This is a genomic window from Streptomyces ficellus (assembly GCF_009739905.1).
GTDB classification, from domain to species: domain Bacteria; phylum Actinomycetota; class Actinomycetes; order Streptomycetales; family Streptomycetaceae; genus Streptomyces; species Streptomyces ficellus_A.
The window spans coordinates 2,044,427-2,062,010 of record NZ_CP034279.1; the positions used below are offsets into that span (position 1 = coordinate 2,044,427).

General features: G+C 71.8%; 15 protein-coding genes. 2 read left to right on the plus strand and 13 right to left on the minus strand.

Annotated elements, in window-relative coordinates; genetic code table 11:
* Positions 1–6 precede the first annotated feature (6 nt).
* Entirely contained in the window at positions 7–1,728 is a 1,722-nt protein-coding gene (locus EIZ62_RS08775; RefSeq protein WP_156692137.1) for an urease subunit alpha, read from the minus strand.
* Positions 1,725–2,432, minus strand: a complete 708-nt coding sequence (ureA, locus tag EIZ62_RS08780) for an urease subunit gamma (RefSeq protein ID WP_156692138.1) — start codon at positions 2,430–2,432, stop codon at positions 1,725–1,727. Before ureA ends, EIZ62_RS08775 begins: the two co-directional genes overlap by 4 nt.
* A 130-nt stretch (positions 2,433–2,562) precedes the next feature.
* Between ureA and EIZ62_RS08785 the strand changes: the two genes are divergently transcribed.
* On the plus strand, positions 2,563–3,999 hold the full coding sequence (locus EIZ62_RS08785) for a cytosine permease (protein WP_156692139.1): 1,437 nt from the start codon (positions 2,563–2,565) through the stop codon (positions 3,997–3,999).
* An 85-nt stretch (positions 4,000–4,084) separates the two neighbouring features.
* On the opposite strand, the gene EIZ62_RS08790 is transcribed toward EIZ62_RS08785, so the two are convergent.
* The 7 genes from EIZ62_RS08790 to EIZ62_RS08815 all read right to left on the minus strand — a co-directional run bounded on the left by EIZ62_RS08790 (position 4,085) and on the right by EIZ62_RS08815 (position 10,809).
* On the minus strand, positions 4,085–5,194 hold the full coding sequence (locus EIZ62_RS08790) for a branched-chain amino acid aminotransferase (protein ID WP_156692140.1): 1,110 nt from the start codon (positions 5,192–5,194) through the stop codon (positions 4,085–4,087).
* A gap of 238 nt (positions 5,195–5,432) precedes the next feature.
* A complete protein-coding gene (locus tag EIZ62_RS08795) occupies positions 5,433–6,476 on the minus strand; it encodes a 3-isopropylmalate dehydrogenase (protein ID WP_156692141.1) in 1,044 nt (347 codons plus the stop codon).
* 91 nt (positions 6,477–6,567) lie between these two features.
* Positions 6,568–6,702: a hypothetical protein gene (locus EIZ62_RS32730; RefSeq protein WP_280117735.1), complete on the minus strand. Its 135-nt coding sequence runs from the start codon at positions 6,700–6,702 to the stop codon at positions 6,568–6,570.
* A 224-nt stretch (positions 6,703–6,926) separates the two neighbouring features.
* The gene (locus EIZ62_RS08800; protein WP_156692142.1) at positions 6,927–7,484 is read right to left on the minus strand and encodes a GNAT family N-acetyltransferase; all 558 of its coding nucleotides are present in this window, start codon (positions 7,482–7,484) and stop codon (positions 6,927–6,929) included.
* Between the two features lie 102 nt (positions 7,485–7,586).
* Positions 7,587–8,000: a hypothetical protein gene (locus tag EIZ62_RS08805; protein WP_156692143.1), complete on the minus strand. Its 414-nt coding sequence runs from the start codon at positions 7,998–8,000 to the stop codon at positions 7,587–7,589.
* A 234-nt stretch (positions 8,001–8,234) separates the two neighbouring features.
* A complete protein-coding gene (gene pruA / locus EIZ62_RS08810; protein ID WP_156692144.1) occupies positions 8,235–9,866 on the minus strand; it encodes an L-glutamate gamma-semialdehyde dehydrogenase in 1,632 nt (543 codons plus the stop codon).
* A 16-nt stretch (positions 9,867–9,882) separates the two neighbouring features.
* Positions 9,883–10,809, minus strand: a complete 927-nt coding sequence (locus tag EIZ62_RS08815) for a proline dehydrogenase family protein (protein ID WP_156692145.1) — start codon at positions 10,807–10,809, stop codon at positions 9,883–9,885.
* Between the two features lie 172 nt (positions 10,810–10,981).
* On the opposite strand from EIZ62_RS08815, the gene EIZ62_RS08820 reads away from it, so the two are divergent.
* Positions 10,982–12,187: a PucR family transcriptional regulator gene (locus EIZ62_RS08820; RefSeq protein ID WP_156692146.1), complete on the plus strand. Its 1,206-nt coding sequence runs from the start codon at positions 10,982–10,984 to the stop codon at positions 12,185–12,187.
* Positions 12,188–12,248: 61 nt separating this feature from the next.
* Here the strand turns inward: EIZ62_RS08820 and serA are convergent, their stop codons facing one another.
* From serA to EIZ62_RS08840, 4 genes are all read right to left on the minus strand, one after another.
* Complete coding sequence (gene serA / locus EIZ62_RS08825; RefSeq protein ID WP_156692147.1) at positions 12,249–13,850, minus strand: phosphoglycerate dehydrogenase; 1,602 nt, start codon at positions 13,848–13,850, stop codon at positions 12,249–12,251.
* Between the two features lie 238 nt (positions 13,851–14,088).
* Positions 14,089–15,090 (minus strand): ketol-acid reductoisomerase, encoded by a 1,002-nt coding sequence (ilvC, locus tag EIZ62_RS08830; RefSeq protein ID WP_156692148.1) that lies wholly within the window; start codon positions 15,088–15,090, stop codon positions 14,089–14,091.
* Between the two features lie 74 nt (positions 15,091–15,164).
* Positions 15,165–15,689: an acetolactate synthase small subunit gene (gene ilvN / locus EIZ62_RS08835; RefSeq protein ID WP_156692149.1), complete on the minus strand. Its 525-nt coding sequence runs from the start codon at positions 15,687–15,689 to the stop codon at positions 15,165–15,167.
* A gap of 20 nt (positions 15,690–15,709) precedes the next feature.
* The gene (locus EIZ62_RS08840; protein ID WP_156692150.1) at positions 15,710–17,569 is read right to left on the minus strand and encodes an acetolactate synthase large subunit; all 1,860 of its coding nucleotides are present in this window, start codon (positions 17,567–17,569) and stop codon (positions 15,710–15,712) included.
* Positions 17,570–17,584: the final 15 nt, after the last annotated feature.

Below are 17,584 nucleotides of genomic sequence, written 5' to 3' on the forward strand. Positions count from 1 at the left end.
GGGTCCTCAGAGGAAGTAGAGGCGGTTGAGGGAGACGGAGTCGGCGGGGTCGGAGCGGACCGGGTCGCCGTCGAGGGTGACGAGCCCGGTGCGGCCGTCGACGCCGACCTGGCCGATGCGGGAGTTGAGGAGCAGGTTCCCGGGGCCGATGCCGCGGGTGCCGCGTACGGCGACCCGGCGGCGGCGGGTGGGCATCAGGTCGTTGCCGGCCTGGGCCGCCGCGCCGGAGACGAACGCCACGGAGATGTCGGCGGCGGTGGCCCCGAAGGCGCCGAACTGCGGTCCGAGCACCAGGGGTTCGCAGGTGTCGGTGGCGGCGTTCGGGTCGCCCACGACCCCGTACGCGGGGAAGCCCGACTTGAGGACGAGCTGCGGTTTGGCGCCGAAGTACTCGGGCCGCCACAGCACGACGTCGGCGAGCTTGCCGACCTCCAGCGAGCCGACCTCGTGCGCGAGGCCGTGGGCGATCGCCGGGTTGATGGTGAGCTTGGCCATGTAGCGCAGGACGCGGGCGTTGTCGTCGCCGTCCCCGTCGCCCTCCAGCGGGCCCAGCTCGGCCTTCATCTTCCCGGCCATGGCGAAGGTCCGGCGTACGGTCTCGCCGGCCCTGCCCATGCCCTGCGCGTCCGACGACGTGATCCCGATCGCGCCGAGGTCGTGCAGGACGTCCTCCGCGCCCATCGTCCCGGCCCTGATCCGGTCGCGGGCCATGGCCGCGTCGCCGGGCAGGTCGGTCTTCAGGTCGTGTACGGAGACGATCATTCCGTAGTGCTCGGCGACCGCGTCCCGCCCGAAGGGGAGGGTGGGGTTGGTGGACGAGCCGATGACGTTGGGGACGCCCGCCATCTTCAGGACGTTGGGGACGTGCCCGCCGCCGCAGCCCTCGATGTGGAAGGCGTGGATGGTGCGCCCCTCCAGCACCTTGAGGGTGTCCTCCACGGACAGGCACTCGTTGAGGCCGTCGCTGTGCAGGGCGACCTGGACGTCGTACTCCTCGGCGACCCGCAGCGCGGTGTCCAGGGCGCGGGTGTGGGCGCCCATGTCCTCGTGGACCTTGAAGCCGGACGCCCCGCCCTCGGCGAGCGCCTCCACCAGGGGCGCGTCGTGGGAGGAGGAGCCGCGGCCGAGGAAGCCGATGTTGACGGGCCAGGCGTCGAAGGCGTTGAAGGCGTGGCGCAGCGCCCAGGGCGAGTTGACGCCGACGCCCCAGACGGGGCCGAACTCCTGGCCGATGATCGTGGTGACGCCGGAGGCGAGCGAGGCCTCCATGATGCGCGGCGACAGCAGGTGGACGTGGGTGTCGACGGCTCCGGCGGTGGCGATGAGGCCTTCGCCGGAGACGATGGAGGTGCCGGTGCCGACGACGACGTCGACGCCGTCGAGGGTGTCGGGGTTGCCGGCCCGGCCGATCGCGTGGATGCGGCCCTCGCGGATGCCGATGGACACCTTGCGGACGCCCTGGACGGCGTCGATGACCAGCACGTTGCTGATGACGACGTCGCAGGTCTCGCGGACGGCGGCGGCCTTGAGGTGCAGTCCGTCGCGGGCGGTCTTGCCGAAGCCGGCGAGGAACTCGTCGCCGGGCTTCTGGGCGTCGGACTCGACGCGGACGGTGAGGCCCGAGTCGCCGAGGCGGACGCGGTCGCCGGCGCGGGGGCCGTGGGTGGCGGCGTACTCGTGGGGGGTGAGGCGGCGCGCTTCGGCGGGGTGGCCTCCGGGGCGGCTCATCGCTGGACCTCCTGGTCGGTCGTGTCCGGTACGCCGAGGTAGCCGCAGGCGGCGGCGCGGCGCAGCGCCTCTTCGCGGGCGCCGGGCGCGTCGAGCGGTCCGTCGACCAGGCCGGCGAAGCCGATCGCGATCCGGTCGCCGCCGATGGGCAGCAGCCCGACCTCCTCGCTCTCGCCCGGCCCGAAGCGCACGGACGACCCGGCGGGGACGGCGAGCCGCATGCCGTAGGCGAGGGCGCGGTCGAAGTCGAGCCGCGGGTTGGCCTCGAAGAAGTGGTAGTGCGAGGTGACGGAGACCGGCACGCTCGCGGTGTTGGTGACGCGCAGCCGCAGCGAGGGCTCGGGGTCGGCGTGCATCGGCCCGGGCAGCAGCGCGCCGGGCGCGTCGCCCTCCTGGCCGCCCCCGCCGATGGGGTCGGCGACCACGGCGAGCCGGGAGCCGTCGTCGAAGACGGCCTCCACGTGGACCTCGGTCACGACGTCGGCGACGCCGGGCAGGACGTCGTCGGGGCCGAGCACCGAGCGGGCCGCCTCGATGGCCTCGGCGAGCCGCCGCCCGTCGCGGGCCGCCTCGCAGACGGTGTCCGCGATCAGGGCGGTCGCCTCGGGGACATTGAGCCGCAGACCGCGGGCCCGGCGGGCCCGGGCGAGTTCGGCGGCGCCGAAGATCAGCAGCCGGTCGCGCTCCGTGGGGGTCAGTCGCACGTCACCACACCTCCTGTTTGAGCAACACTCTAACCATAGAAATCCAGCGATGGAACCATTGACGGGACTGGCGAGCATGGGTCACATTGAGCGTCACTCTAAAGTCGACGAGCAGAGCGGGGAGACGCCCATGCCGATTGAACAGCGCGGAGTCGACACCATCCCGGAGGCGGAACGCACCAGCGGGCCGCGGGACCTGGTCTCGATCCTGCTGGGCTCGAACCTGTGCCTCGGCGTGATCGTGTTCGGGTGGCTGCCGGTGTCCTTCGGGCTGGGCCTGTGGCCGGCGGTCACCTCGGTGCTGGCCGGCACGGTCGTCGGTGTCGCCTTCACCGCCCCGCTCGCCCTGGTCTCGCTGCGCACGGCGACGAACCTGTCGACGTCCAGCGGCGCGTTCTTCGGCGTGCGCGGCAGGCTCGTCGGCTCGGTCGTCGGACTGCTGCTGTCGCTGGGCTACACGGCGCTGACCCTGTGGATCGGCGGCGACGTCGTGCTCGGTACCCTCGCCCGGCTCTTCGGCGTCCCGACCGGCCCGGCGGCGCACACCCTGGTGTACGTCCTGCTCGCCGGCTGCACCGTGGCCGCCGCCGTGTTCGGCTACCGGCTGCTGCTGCGGATCAGCAGGTACCTGGCGGTCGGCATGACGCTGATCCTCGCGCTCGGCGTCCTCGCCTACGCCGGGGACTTCACCGCCGCGCCGGTGGCGGACACCCCGTACCTGCTGGGCTCCTTCTGGCCGACCTGGCTGCTGTCCGCCGTGGCGGCGGGCCTGAGCGGGCCGGTCGCCTTCATCACCCTGCTCGGCGACTACACGCGGTACGTCTCACCCGAGCGGCACAGCCCCCGCCGGGTGCTGCGGGCCACGTGCCTGGGGCTGTGCCTCGGCCTCCTGCTGCCCCAGCTGTTCGGCACGTTCACCGCGCTCGCCGCGCGGGCGGGGCTGGACTACGCGGGGCCGCTCGTCGCCACGGCGGCGCCCTGGTACCTGCTCCCGCTCCTGGTCGCGGCCGGCGCCGGGTCGGTCGGTAACGCGGGCCTGATGCTCTACTCGATGGGCCTCGACCTCGACGCCATCGTGCCGCGGGCGTCCCGCGCCACGGCCACCCTGGTGGTGGCGGCCGTCGCCACGGCGTTCGTCTTCGCGGGCCACTTCGCGTGGGACGCGCAGGCGGCGATGACGTCGTTCGTGCTGCTGCTGACCGCGATCGGTACGCCCTGGGCGGTCATCACGCTCATCGGCCACGTCCGCTGCGGCGGCCGCTACGACCCCGAGGCGCTCCAGGTCTACAACCGCCGGGCGAAGGGCGGGATCTACTGGTTCCGCGCCGGCTGGCACCCCCGCGCCACGGCGTCCTGGGCGCTCGGCGCGGCGGTGGGCCTGGCGGGCGTCTCCACGCCGCTGTACGAGGGGCCTCTGCCGGCGCTGACCGGCGGGGTCGACCTGAGCTTCGTCCTGTCCGGCCTGGTCGGCGGCGCGGTGTACGCCGCGCTGACGGCCGGCGCCCGGGCCGCCGCTCCCGCCCCGGGCGCCCTCGTGGCTCCCGCCCCCGAGACCGCCGCGCCCTGACGCGCGGCGACGCGGAACGCCCGTGCCTGTCGAGCGGGAGGCACGGGCGTTGCCGTACGACGCACACCGGGAAGCCCCGGCGAAATCAGCCGACCTGGTGGGTCCAGCCGTGCGGGTCGGCCTGGGCGCCGGTCTGGATCGCCAGCAGCGTCTCGCGGAGCTTCAGGGTGACCTCGCCGGGCTCGCCGCCCGACTGGGTCCACTCGCCGCCGGCCGACTTGACCGTGCCGACCGGCGTGATGACGGCGGCCGTGCCGCAGGCGAAGACCTCGGTGAGCGTGCCGTTCTCGGTGTCGCTCCTCCACTGGTCGATCGAGACGCGGGCCTCCTCGGCCTCGTACCCGAGGTCGCGGGCGAGCCGGAGCAGCGAGTCACGGGTGATGCCGGCGAGCAGGGAGCCGGTCAGGGTGGGCGTGACGATCCTCGTCGGCTTCCCGTCCCGGCCCCCGTACACGAAGTACAGGTTCATGCCGCCGAGTTCCTCGACCCACTTGTGCTCGACCGCGTCGAGGTAGGCCACCTGGTCGCAGCCCTTGGCGGCGGCCTCGGCCTGTGCCAGCAGCGACGCGGCGTAGTTGCCGCCGGTCTTGGCGAAGCCGATGCCGCCGGGGACGGCGCGGACCCGGTCCTGGGACAGCCAGATCGAGACGGGCTTCACGCCGCCGGGGAAGTACGCGCCGGCGGGTGAGGCGATCACGAGGAACAGGTACTCGTTGGCCGGGCGGACACCCAGGCCGACCTCGTTGGCGATCATGAACGGCCGCAGGTAGAGCGACTCCTCACCGCCGTGCGGCGGCACCCAGGCCTGGTCCTGCTGGACCAGCGCGTCGCACGCGGCGACGAACGTCTCGACCGGCAGCTCCGGCATGGCCAGGCGCCGGGCCGAGGCCTGGAACCGCTCGGCGTTGGCCTCGGGCCGGAACATGGAGACGGAGCCGTCGGGGCGGCGGTAGGCCTTCAGCCCCTCGAAGATCTCCTGCGCGTAGTGCAGGGTCATGTTCGCCGGGTCGACCGACAGCGGCGCGTACGGCGTGAGCTGGGCGTCGTGCCAGCCGCGCCCTTCCGTCCACTTGATCGTCACCATGTGGTCGGTGAAGTGGCGGCCGAATCCGGGGTTGGCCAGGATCGCCTCGCGCTCCGCGTCGGACAGCGGGTTCGAGGAGGGCTTGAGCTCGATCGTGGGCGTCGTCGTCATGAGTGCTGTGTCCTTCACCGTTTGTGTGTGACGGACCGCGCTCACGCCGCTGCACCTGCTTGGACGTCCGAGCTTTACCGCATGCCGCGGCCCCGCGTTCGATTATCGCTCGCGCGGCCCGTGCAAGGAAACGGCTGGAGTGCGGTCCAGGGTTGATGGTGGCACCCGGGGCCGCACAGGAGAAGCCGCCGGGTCCGTGTGCGACCCGGCGGCTGTGTGGTGTTCCTCAGTCGGCGGGTCAGCTCGCTACGCGTACCGCGAGCGCGTCGCCGATCTCGTCCGTCGTCCGCGGCGCGGCGCCGTCCCGCTCCGCCAGGTCGGCGGCGACCGTCTCCTCGATGCGGGCGGCCTCGGTCTCGAACCCGAGGTGGCGCAGCAGCAGCGCGACGGACAGGATCGTCGCGGTGGGGTCGGCCTTGCCCTGGCCCGCGATGTCGGGCGCGGAGCCGTGGACGGGCTCGAACATCGACGGGAACTCGCCCGTCGGGTTGATGTTGCCGGACGCGGCCAGGCCGATGCCGCCGGTCACGGCGGCGGCGAGGTCGGTCAGGATGTCGCCGAAGAGGTTGTCGGTGACGATGACGTCGAAGCGCTCGGGCTGGGTGACGAAGAAGATCGTCGCGGCGTCGACGTGCAGGTAGTCGGTGGTGACCTCGGGGTACTCCTGGCCGACCTTGTCGAAGATCTTCTTCCACATGTGGCCGGCGTAGACGAGCACGTTGTTCTTGTGGACCAGCGTCAGCTTCTTGCGCGGGCGGGCCTGGGCGCGCTCGTAGGCGTCCCGGACCACGCGCTCGACGCCGTACGCCGTGTTGACGCTGACCTCGGTGGCGACCTCGGCGGGCGTCCCGGTGCGCAGGGAGCCGCCGTTGCCGGTGTACGGGCCTTCGGTGCCCTCGCGCACGACGACGAAGTCGATGTCGGGGCGGCCCGCCAGCGGGGTGGCCGTGCTCGGGAAGAGCTTGGAGGGGCGCAGGTTGACGTAGTGGTCGAAGGCGAAGCGGAGCTTGAGGAGCAGCCCGCGCTCCAGGACGCCGGAGGGGACGGACGGGTCGCCGATCGCGCCGAGGAGGATGGCGTCGTGCGCCTTGAGGGCCTCCAGCTCCGCGTCGGGGAGGGTCTCCCCGGTGCGGTGCCAGCGCCGGGCACCGAGGTCGTACTCCTTGGTCTCCAGCTTCACATCCTGCGGGAGGACGGAGCGAAGGACCTTCAGGCCCTGGGCCACGACCTCCTGGCCGATGCCGTCACCGGGAACCACTGCGAGATTGATGCTGCGAGACATGTCCGCACCCTACTCCGCGTCCCATTGCCTGACATGAGCTTTCCACTATGTGGACTCGAGCCGGTGTCGGGTCCTGGTGGGCCGGACGGGTTCAGTGGCCCGTGTCGCCGCCGTTGTCCCGGCGGTCGAGGGCCCGCTGGAGCGCGGCGGCGGCATTGCGGCGCTCCGCCTCGGAGGGGCGGGGGGCGGTGTGACGGACACGGCGGACGGCGGTCTCAGCGGCCATGACGATCCACTCCTGGAGATCAGAGGATGCGAGGGCGCCGGAAGGGCGGGGAGCGCGGCCGCAGGGGTTGCCTGCCGGGGGCCGGGCGCTCTCTTCCGCCAATCGCCCGATGGAGCGAGACGTTCGGCTCCTACAAAGCTAAGCGGTTCCGGAGCGTCTGTCTCCACAATTACTCGGACTTCCTACTATCTGAGACGGAGACTCGACCGGGACTCCAGCCCCGGTCACAGAACGTCGCCGTCGCGCCAGTCGAAGAGCAGCGCGCCCGCCGCCGCCACCGGCAGCGGCCGGCCGTCCGCCGGGCGCAGATAGGTCGAGTCCTCCTCGTCCGGGAGGTGCCGCACCCCGTCCGGGCCGCAGGTCTCGACACGGCCGTTCCACAGGTGCCAGCCGCGCGCCCGGTACAGCTCGGCGCCCTCGTCGGACGCCGACAGCGCGCCGAACGCGTACGCCCCGTCGACGACCTCCTCCAGCGCCGCCATCACGCGGCCGCCCAGCCCCTGCCGGCGCCGGTCGGCGCGTACCGCGACCGCCTCCACGTACCCGACCCGGTACGAGCGGCCCGCGTGGGCCACCCGGCGCATGATCACGCTGCCGTGGGCGGCGATCCCGTGCTCGTCCTCGACGTAGGCGTGGACGCCGCCGAGCCCGTGGTCCCAGTCCTCGTCGGAGAAGTCACCGTCGAAGGCGGCGTCGAGCAGCGCCCGTATCCCGGCGAGGGTCTCGGGGGCCAGCTCATAGGTGTGGGCGGTACGCGGGGAGTCCGTGATACGGGTCGTCATACGGGCCACTCTGGCAGCGCCGACGGGGCGCGGGGTGGTGAACCGGCCATCGCCGGCGTCCCACCGCCGCGCCCCCGTCACGCCCCTCGCGGACGCCCGCGCTCAGAGCCGTCCGCCGGTGAGCCGGGACAGCGGGCCGCGCTGCCGCAGACCGGCCCGGCGACCGAGGGCGTACGAGGACGCCACCACGGTCACCACACCGGCGCTCGCACCGGCCGCGATGGCCTTTCGGGCCTTCACCAGCGTCCAGGCCACGCCCGCCTTGCCGACGGTCTGCCCGGCCGCCGTGCTGACCGCCGACTGGACGGTCCTGGCGGCGGACTTCGCCTTCTCGGTCGTCGCCCCGCCGATCCCGGCGAGGGTTTCCTTGCCGCTGCGCGCGGCCCCGGACGCGGACTTCGCGGCGTCCTGCGCCGTGCTCCGCGCGTTCTTGGCGCCGTCCTGCGCCCGGTCCTTGGTCGCGGTGGCGGCCCGCGAGGCGGTCTTGGTCGTCGAAGTCTTGTTCGTGTCAGCCATGCACTGCGGATAACCGCTCGGCGGCCCCGCAAACTGACGCCAGCTCACGGCCGCGCCGAGGGCTCGGGAGTCCCGTCCGGCCGTGAACGCCTGGCACGGCCCCCCAGAGGGGGCCGGGGCGGGTCCGGGCGGCGGATCTTCGTGCGGTACGCGCACGAGAACCGCCCCCGTCCGGCGTGGGGGCCGGGACGGGGGCGGGGCTCAAGGGGACGGACGTCACCCCTGCCGGGGGCTTCAGCCCATGTGCGGGTACGTGTAGTCCGTCGGCGGGACCAGCGTCTCCTTGATGGCGCGGGTCAGCGTCCAGCGCATCAGGTTCTGCGGGGCGCCCGCCTTGTCGTTGGTGCCGGACGCGCGGCCGCCGCCGAAGGGCTGCTGGCCGACGACGGCGCCGGTCGACTTGTCGTTGATGTAGAAGTTGCCCGCGGCGTACCGCAGCTTCTCCATGGTGTGCGCGGCGGCGGCGCGGTCACCCGCGATGACCGAACCGGTCAGCGCGTACGCCGACACCGACTCCATCTGCTCCAGCATGGCGTCGTACTGGTCGTCCTCGTAGACGTGGATCGCGAGGATCGGCCCGAAGTACTCGGTGGTGAAGACCTCGTTGTCCGGGTCGGTGCACTCGATGACCGTCGGGCGGACGAAGTAGCCGACCGAGTCGTCGTAGGTGCCGCCGGCGACGATCGTGCAGGACGGGTCGGCCTTGGCGCGGTCGATGGCGGCCTTGTTCTTGGCGAAGGACCGCTCGTCGATGACGGCGCCGATGAAGTTCGACAGGTCGGTGACGTCACCCATGCGGATGCCGTCGACCTCGGCCGCGAACTCCTCCTTGAAGCCGGAGTTCCAGATCGAGGCCGGGATGTACGCGCGCGAGGACGCCGAGCACTTCTGGCCCTGGAACTCGAAGGAGCCGCGGGTCAGCGCGGTCTTCAGGATGGCGCGGTCGGCGCTGGGGTGGGCGACGACGAAGTCCTTGCCGCCGGTCTCGCCGACGATGCGGGGGTAGCCCCGGTACTTCTCGATGTTGTTGCCGACCGTCTTCCACAGGTGCTGGAAGGTCTTGGTCGAGCCGGTGAAGTGGATGCCGGCCAGCTCGGGGTGGTGCAGGGCCACCTCGGAGACGGCGATGCCGTCGCCGGTCACCAGGTTGATGACGCCCTTGGGCAGGCCGGCCTCCTCCAGCAGCTCCATCAGCAGCACGGCGGCGTGGGTCTGCGTCGGGGACGGCTTCCAGACCACCACGTTGCCCATGAGGGCGGGGGCGGTGGGCAGGTTGCCCGCGATGGCGGTGAAGTTGAAGGGCGTGATCGCGTAGACGAAGCCCTCGAGCGGGCGGTGGTCGAGGCGGTTCCACACGCCCGGGGAGTTCGCCGGCGGCTGCTCGGCGAGCAGGTCGCGGGCGTACTTGACGTTGAAGCGCCAGAAGTCGACGAGCTCGCACGGGGTGTCGATCTCGGCCTGCTGGACGGTCTTCGACTGGCCGAGCATCGTCGAGGCGGCCATGGTCTCGCGCCACGGGCCGGCCAGCAGCTCGGCGGCGCGCAGGATGATCGCCGCGCGGTCGTCGAAGGACATCGCGCGCCACGCCGGGGCGGCGGCGAGGGCCGCGTCGATGGCGTCCTGGGCGTCCGCCTGCGTGGCGCCGGCGAAGGTGCCGAGGACCTTGGCGTGGTTGTGCGGCTGCACGACGTTCACCCGCTCACCGCCGCCCATCCGCTTGACGCCGCCGATGGTCATCGGGAGGTCGATCGGGTTCTCGGACAGCTCCTTGAGCTTGGCCTCGAGGCGGGTGCGCTCGGCCGAGCCGGGGGCGTAGGTGTGAACCGGCTCGTTGACCGGAGCGGGGACCTGGGTCACAGCGTCCATGAGTTCCGTAACTCCTTCAGTTCTTGGTGATCATCGAGCGGACGAAGAACAGCAGGTTGGCCGGCTTCTCCGCGAGGCGGCGCATGAAGTACCCGTACCAGTCGGTTCCGTACGCGGTGTAGACGCGCATCCGGTGGCCCTCGGCGGCGAGCCGCACGTGCTCGTCGCTGCGGATCCCGTAGAGCATCTGGAACTCGTACTCGTCCAGTTTGCGCCCTGCGCGGCGGGCGAGCTCCTGGGTGATGGCGATGAGTCGCGGGTCGTGGGACCCGATCATCGGGTAGCCGTCGCCCTCCATCAGGATCCGCAGGATCCGGACGTACGCCTTGTCGATCTCCGCCTTGTCCTGGTACGCGACGGAGGCGGGCTCCTTGTAGGCCCCCTTCACGATACGCACCCGGCTGCCGTTCGCGGCGAGGCGACGGGCGTCCTCCTCGGTGCGGAAGAGGTACGCCTGGATGACGCAGCCGGTCTGCGGGAAGTCCTTCCGCAGCTCCTCGTGGATGGCGAACATCGAGTCGAGGGTGGTGTGGTCCTCCGCGTCCAGGGTGACCGTGGTGCCGATGGCGGCGGCCGCCTCGACGACCGGGCGGACGTTGGCGAGGGCCAGCTCGTGGCCCCCCTCCAGCGCCTGGCCGAACATCGACAGCTTGACCGACATCTCGGCCCGGGCGCCCAGGCCGAGGTCCTCCAGGTGCTCGATGAGCTCCATGTAGGCGTCGCGGGCGTCGTAGGCCTGCTGGCGGGTCGTGATGTCCTCGCCGACCACGTCCAGGGTGACCTCCAGGCCCCTGTCCGTCGTCTCCCGGACGATCGGGACGACCTGCTCGACGGTCTCGCCGGCGATGAAGCGGCCGACGACCTGCTTGGTGCCCGGGGCGGCAGAGACGAAGCGGCGCATCTTGTCACTGCGCGACGCGGCAAGGATCACGGGACCCAGCACGGGGCACCTCCACGGAACACGGATGGAAGGGGGCTGCCGCGGAACATTCCACGACGGCACGGAGAACCACCGTGAAACCTAAGGATCGCTCGGATGCCGGGCCATCGACAGCTGTCACGCATCCGTGCCCCGCATCTCATACAGATGTCTGAACCGGTGGCAGAATGTCCGGGTGAAGGCCGATTACCAAGAGCTGGTGGACGAGATCTCGGCGCTGCTGGGCGCCCCGGCGACGCTGGAGAACCGCGACTTCGGGCTGATCGCCTTCGGCGCCCACGACAGTGACGACGACACCGCCATGGACCCCGTCCGGACGCGCTCGATCCTCACCCGGAAGTCCACCCCCGCGGTGCGGTCCTGGTTCGAGGGCTTCGGCATCACCCGGGCGACCGGCCCGGTCCGCATCCCCGCCGCCCCGGACGCGGGCGTCCACCGCGGCCGGATCTGCCTCCCGGTACGCCACCGGGGCGTCGTCCTCGGGTACGTGTGGCTCCTGGACGCCGACCCGGGGCCCCCGCCCGGCCGGCTGGCGGCGGCCATGGAGGTGGCGACCCGGATCGGGGCCCTGCTGGCCGACGAGGAGCGGGCGGACGCCGACCTGTCGCGGGAGCTGCGGGCCGTGCTGACGGCCGAGCGGGGCTGGCAGTACGACATGGCGCTCACCGCCCTGCGCACGGCACTGGGCCGGGACGCGGACGGCCTGCACGCCCTGCTCTGCGTCGCCCCCTGGCCGGCCCCCGGCACCCCGTCCCCGCGCACCGCCCCCGGCGCGGCGGCCCTGTGCACGGTGCCGTGGCCGGGACCGGAGCAGGGGCAGGGCGGGGGGTACGGGCTCGCCGCCCTGATCCGGCTCCGTTCGGCGGACTCCCTGACCCCGGCGCTCACGGCGGCCGACCGCCTCCGGGACGCGGCGGGCGGCGCCCCGGCCGGCGCCACGCCGACGACCGCGTGGGCCGTGCGCGGCGGGGGCCCCGTCGTCGGGGTGGCCGATCCGCGGCGGGGCGTCGGCGACCTGGGCGCGGCGTGGCGGGAGGCGACGTCCGCCGCCCGGGCGGCCGGGGCCCAGCCCCGGCTCGGGCCACTGGCCCGCTGGGCGTCGATCGGACCGTACCGCCTGCTGACGGCGCTCCCCGCGGTCCCGCCGCACGACCCGGCGGTCCGCACCCTGCTGTCCCCCGCCCACACGGAACTGGCCCGCACCGCCGAGGTGTTCCTCGACAGCGCGGGCCAGGCGGGCCGCACCGCGGCGGCCCTGGGCATCCACCGCCAGACGCTCTACTACCGCCTCTCCCGCGTGGAGCAGCTCACCGGGCTGGACCTCGACGACGGCGAGGACCGCCTCCTGCTCCACATGGCCCTCAAGGCGGCTCGGCTGTGACGCACGGAACCGGCCCGGTGCGCCGAGGCACCGAGCCGGTTCCGGAGGGTCGTACGAACCGTCAGGTGAGGTTCACCAGGCGGGCGGACGTGGCGCCGATCTCCTCGGCGACCTCCGTGAGCACCGCCTGCGGGAGGGTGTCGTCGACGGTGAGGACGGCGAGCGCCTCGCCGCCCTCCACCGCGCGGGCCACCTGCATGCCCGCGATGTTGAGGCCCGCCTCGCCCAGGATGCGGCCGACGGTGCCGACGACGCCCGGGCGGTCCTCGTACCGCAGGACGACCATGTGGTCGGCGAGCGCCAGGTCCACGTCGTACTCACCGACGGCGACGATCTTCTGGAGGTGCTTGGGACCGGCCAGGGTGCCGGAGACCGACACCTCCTCGCCGCCCGAGAGCGTGCCGCGGACGGTGACCACGTTGCGGTGGTCCGGGGACTCGCTCGACGTCGTCAGCCGGACCTCGACACCGCGCTCCTGCGCGAACAGCGGCGCGTTGACGTAGCTCACCGTCTCGTCGACGACGTCCTCGAACACGCCCTTCAGCGCGGACAGCTCCAGCACCTTGACGTCGTGCTGGGTGATCTCGCCGTACACCTCGACGTCGAGCCGGACCGCGACCTCGCCCGCCAGCGCGGTGAAGATCCGGCCGAGGCGCTCGGCGAGCGGCAGGCCCGGCTTGACGTCCTCGGCGATGACGCCGCCCTGGACGTTGACCGCGTCGGGGACCAGCTCGCCGGCGAGGGCGAGGCGCACCGAACGGGCGACGGCGACACCGGCCTTCTCCTGCGCCTCGTCCGTGGACGCGCCCAGGTGCGGGGTGCAGACGACCTGGTCGAGCTCGAACAGCGGGGAGTCCGTGCAGGGCTCCTTCGCGTACACGTCGAGGCCCGCGCCGGCGACCCGGCCCTCCTTGAGGGCGGAGAACAGCGCGGCCTCGTCGACGATCCCGCCGCGCGCGGCGTTGACGATGCGGACGGTCGGCTTGACCTTGTGCAGCGCCTCGTCGCCGATCAGGCCGAGCGTCTCGGGGGTCTTCGGCAGGTGGACGGTGATGAAGTCGGAGACCTCGAGCAGCTCGTCCAGCGTCAGCAGCTTGACGCCCATCTGCGCGGCGCGCGCCGGCTGGACGTAGGGGTCGTAGGCGACGATCTTCATGCCGAAGGCGGACATGCGCTGGGCGACCAGGACGCCGATGCGGCCGAGGCCGACGACACCCAGGGTCTTCTCGCTGAGCTCGACGCCCGTGTACTTGCTGCGCTTCCACTCGCCGTTCTTCAGGGCGGTGTTGGCCTGCGGGATGTTGCGCGCGGTGGCGACCAGCAGGCCGCAGGCCAGCTCGGCGGCGGTGACGATGTTGGACGTCGGCGCGTTGACGACCATCACGCCGGCCTTGGTGGCGGCGGACACGTCGACGTTGTCCAGGCCCACGCCCGCGCGGGCGACCACCTTGAGGCGGCCGGCGGCGGCGATGGCCTCGGCGTCGACCTTGGTGGCGGAGCGCACCAGGACGGCGTCCACGTCCGCGATCGCGGGCAGCAGCTCGGCCCGGTCGGCACCGTTGCAGTGCCGGATCTCGAAGTCGGGTCCGAGGGCGTCGACCGTGGCGGGCGACAGCTCCTCGGCGATCAGTACGACCGGCTTTTTGGGAAGATGCGAGCTCACGTGGGTCCTCACAAGTCCAGTGCGGACGGCCGTCCCGACGGCCGCATGCGGTGGAGGGGGCTTGCCGCGTGGAAGACGCACGACGCTGTGGGCCTGACGCGTATGTTGTCGTGAAGTGTAGTGGCGGTGGGTGGCATCTTTTCCGCCATGGCGGAAGGATCACCCGTCCGTGGTTGGACACGCGGTCCAATGCGGACCGGCGGGCCCGGACGTGATGTCCGGACCCGCCGCGCGGGGCTTACGCCTCCTCGTTGTCCACCCAGCTCATGAGCTTGCGCAGCTCCTTGCCGGTGGTCTCCAGCAGGTGCTCGGAGTCCTGCGTCTTGTACTCGTCGTACTTCTTCAGGCCGCCGTGGTACTCGTCCATCCAGTTCTTGGCGAACGTCCCGTCCTGGATCTCGGCGAGGACCTTCTTCATCTCGGCCTTGGTGGCGTCCGTGATGATCCGCGGGCCGGTGACGTAGTCGCCCCACTCGGCGGTCTCGGAGACCGACCAGCGCATCTTCTCCAGGCCGCCCTCGTACATCAGGTCGACGATCAGCTTCAGCTCGTGGAGGCACTCGAAGTAGGCGATCTCCGGCTGGTAGCCGGCCTCGACCAGGGTCTCGAAGCCCGCCTTGACCAGGGCGGACGTGCCGCCGCACAGCACGGCCTGCTCGCCGAACAGGTCGGTCTCGGTCTCCTCGGTGAAGGTCGTCTTGATGACGCCCGCGCGGGTGCCGCCGATGGCCTTGGCGTACGACAGCGCCAGCTGGAACGCGTTGCCCGTGGCGTCCTGCTCGACGGCGGCGATCGCCGGGACGCCGCGGCCCTCCTCGTACTGGCGGCGGACCAGGTGGCCCGGGCCCTTGGGGGCGACGAGGGCGACGTCGACGTTCGCGGCCGGCTTGATGAAGCCGAAGCGGACGTTGAAGCCGTGGGCGAAGAACAGCGCGTCGCCGTCCTTCAGGTTGTCCTTGATGGACTCCTCGTAGACCTGGGCCTGGATCGGGTCCGGGATCAGGACCATGATCACGTCGGCCTCGGCCGCGGCCTCGGCGGGCGTGACGACGCGCAGGCCCTGCTCCTCGGCCTTCGCCTTGGACTTGGAGCCCTCGTGCAGACCGACACGGACGTCGACACCCGAGTCACGGAGCGACAGCGCGTGGGCGTGGCCCTGGCTGCCGTAACCGATCACCGCGACCTTGCGGCCCTGGATGATGGACAGGTCGGCGTCGTCGTCGTAGAACAGCTCGGCCACTGGGTTTCTCCTTGGTGTGCTGATGTTGCGTCCCACCGTACGGCGGGGAGCGATGGGGAAGGTGAGGGGTCTCGCTACGCGGAACGGTCCAGGGCCCGCAGGCTGCGGTCCGTGATGGACCGGGCGCCACGCCCTATGGCGATCGTGCCGGACTGGACGAGCTCCTTGATGCCGAACTGTTCCAGCATCTTCAGCATGGCTTCGAGCTTGTCGCTCGACCCGGTGGCCTCGATCGTGACCGCCTCGGGCGACACGTCCACGGTCTTGGCGCGGAACAGCTGGACGATCTCGACGATCTGCGAGCGGGTCTCGTTGTCGGCGCGGACCTTCACCAGGACGAGTTCGCGCTGGATCGCGGCGCTGGGCTCGAGTTCGACGATCTTCAGGACGTTGACGAGCTTGTTGAGCTGCTTGGTCACCTGCTCCAGCGGCAGGTCCTCGACCGTGACCACGATGGTGATGCGGGAGATCTCGGGGTGCTCGGTGACACCGACGGCGAGCGAGTCGATGTTGAAGCCGCGGCGGGAGAACAGGGCGGCGATCCGGGCGAGGATGCCGGGCGTGTTCTCCACCAGGACGGAGAGCGTGTGCTTGGACATGTTCTTGACTCAGCTCTCTCTCAGTCGTCTTCGTTGTCGCCGAAGTCGGGGCGGACACCGCGGGCGGCCATGACCTCGTCGTTGGAGGTGCCGGCGGCGACCATGGGCCAGACCTGGGCGTCCTCGTGGACGATGAAGTCGACGACGACCGGGCGGTCGTTGATGGCGTTGGCCTCGGCGATGACCTTGTCGAGGTCGTCGGGGCTCTCGCAGCGCAGGGCGACGCAGCCCATGGCCTCGGACAGCTTGACGAAGTCCGGGACGCGGGTGCCGGCGCTGGGCTGCTTGCCGTCCGCCTCGGGGCCGGAGTGCAGCACGGTGTTGGAGTAGCGCTGGTTGTAGAAGAGGGTCTGCCACTGGCGGACCATCCCGAGGGCGCCGTTGTTGATGATCGCGACCTTGATCGGGATGTTGTTCAGCGCGCAGGTGACCAGTTCCTGGTTGGTCATCTGGAAGCAGCCGTCGCCGTCGATGGCCCAGACCGTGCGGTCCGGCATGCCGGCCTTGGCGCCCATGGCGGCCGGGACGGCGTACCCCATCGTTCCGGCGCCGCCGGAGTTCAGCCAGGTGGCGGGCTGCTCGTAGTCGATGAAGTGGGCGGCCCACATCTGGTGCTGGCCGACGCCGGCCGCGTAGATGGTGCCCTCGGGGGCGAGCTGCCCGACGCGCTGGATGACCTGCTGCGGGGACAGGCTGCCGTCCTCGGGCTGGTCGTAGCCGAGGGGGTAGGTGTCGCGCCAGCGGCTGAGGTCCTTCCACCAGGCGCTGTAGTCACCGGTGTTGCCCTCGGTGTGCTCGGCCTGGACGGCCTGGACCAGGTCGGCGATGACCTCGCGGGCGTCGCCGACGATCGGGACGTCGGCGGCGCGGTTCTTGCCGATCTCGGCCGGGTCGATGTCCGCGTGGACGATCTTGGCGAAGGGCGCGAAGCTGTCCAGCTTGCCGGTGACGCGGTCGTCGAAGCGGGCGCCGAGGGCGACGATCAGGTCGGCCTTCTGGAGCGCGGTGACGGCGGTGACGGCGCCGTGCATGCCGGGCATGCCGACGTGCAGCGGGTGGCTGTCCGGGAAGGCGCCCAGGGCCATCAGGGTGGTGGTGACCGGGGCCTGCGTCAGCTCGGCGAGGACCTTCAGCTCGGCGGTGGCGCCGGCCTTCAGGACGCCGCCGCCGACGTACAGGACGGGCCGCTTGGCCTGGGTGATCAGCTTGGCGGCCTCGCGGATCTGCTTGGCGTGCGGCTTGGTCACCGGGCGGTAGCCGGGCAGGTCGAGCTGCGGCGGCCAGCTGAAGGTCGTCTTCGCCTGGAGGGCGTCCTTGGCGATGTCGACCAGGACGGGGCCGGGGCGGCCGGTGGAGGCGATGTGGAACGCCTCGGCGATCGTCCTCGGGATGTCCTCGGCCTTGGTGACCAGGAAGTTGTGCTTGGTGATCGGCATGGTGATGCCGCAGATGTCCGCCTCCTGGAAGGCGTCCGTGCCGATCGCCTTGGAGGCGACCTGGCCGGTGATCGCGACGAGCGGGACGGAGTCCATGTGCGCGTCGGCGATCGGGGTGACCAGGTTGGTGGCTCCGGGGCCGGAGGTGGCCATGCAGACGCCGACCTTGCCGGTCGCCTGGGCGTAGCCGGTCGCGGCGTGGCCGGCGCCCTGCTCGTGGCGGACGAGGATGTGACGGACCCGGGTGGAGTCCATCATCGGGTCGTACGCGGGGAGGATGGCGCCGCCGGGGATGCCGAAGACCGTCTCGGCGCCCACTTCCTCGAGAGAACGGATGAGGGACTGCGCACCCGTGACGTGCTCAACGGTGGCGGAGGGCTGTCCGCCGGTACGGGCCCGCGGCTGCGGATGGTGGGCCCCGGTGGCCTGCTCGGTCATCGGCATTCTCTTCTCGAAGCT

What these genes read in the sequence shown, in the direction of transcription:
- EIZ62_RS08790 (WP_156692140.1), bottom strand. Translation starts at nt 5,194, where the DNA reads ATGACGACGACGCCCACGATCGAGCTCAAGCCCTCCTCGAACCCGCTG.
- EIZ62_RS08800 (WP_156692142.1), bottom strand. Translation starts at nt 7,484, where the DNA reads ATGACGACCCGTATCACGGACTCCCCGCGTACCGCCCACACCTATGAG.
- EIZ62_RS08795 (WP_156692141.1), bottom strand. Translation starts at nt 6,476, where the DNA reads ATGTCTCGCAGCATCAATCTCGCAGTGGTTCCCGGTGACGGCATCGGC.
- EIZ62_RS08840 (WP_156692150.1), bottom strand. Translation starts at nt 17,569, where the DNA reads ATGCCGATGACCGAGCAGGCCACCGGGGCCCACCATCCGCAGCCGCGG.
- EIZ62_RS08775 (WP_156692137.1), bottom strand. Translation starts at nt 1,728, where the DNA reads ATGAGCCGCCCCGGAGGCCACCCCGCCGAAGCGCGCCGCCTCACCCCC.
- EIZ62_RS08805 (WP_156692143.1), bottom strand. Translation starts at nt 8,000, where the DNA reads ATGGCTGACACGAACAAGACTTCGACGACCAAGACCGCCTCGCGGGCC.
- EIZ62_RS08785 (WP_156692139.1), top strand. Translation starts at nt 2,563, where the DNA reads ATGCCGATTGAACAGCGCGGAGTCGACACCATCCCGGAGGCGGAACGC.
- ilvN (WP_156692149.1), bottom strand. Translation starts at nt 15,689, where the DNA reads ATGTCCAAGCACACGCTCTCCGTCCTGGTGGAGAACACGCCCGGCATC.
- pruA (WP_156692144.1), bottom strand. Translation starts at nt 9,866, where the DNA reads ATGGACGCTGTGACCCAGGTCCCCGCTCCGGTCAACGAGCCGGTTCAC.
- EIZ62_RS32730 (WP_280117735.1), bottom strand. Translation starts at nt 6,702, where the DNA reads ATGGCCGCTGAGACCGCCGTCCGCCGTGTCCGTCACACCGCCCCCCGC.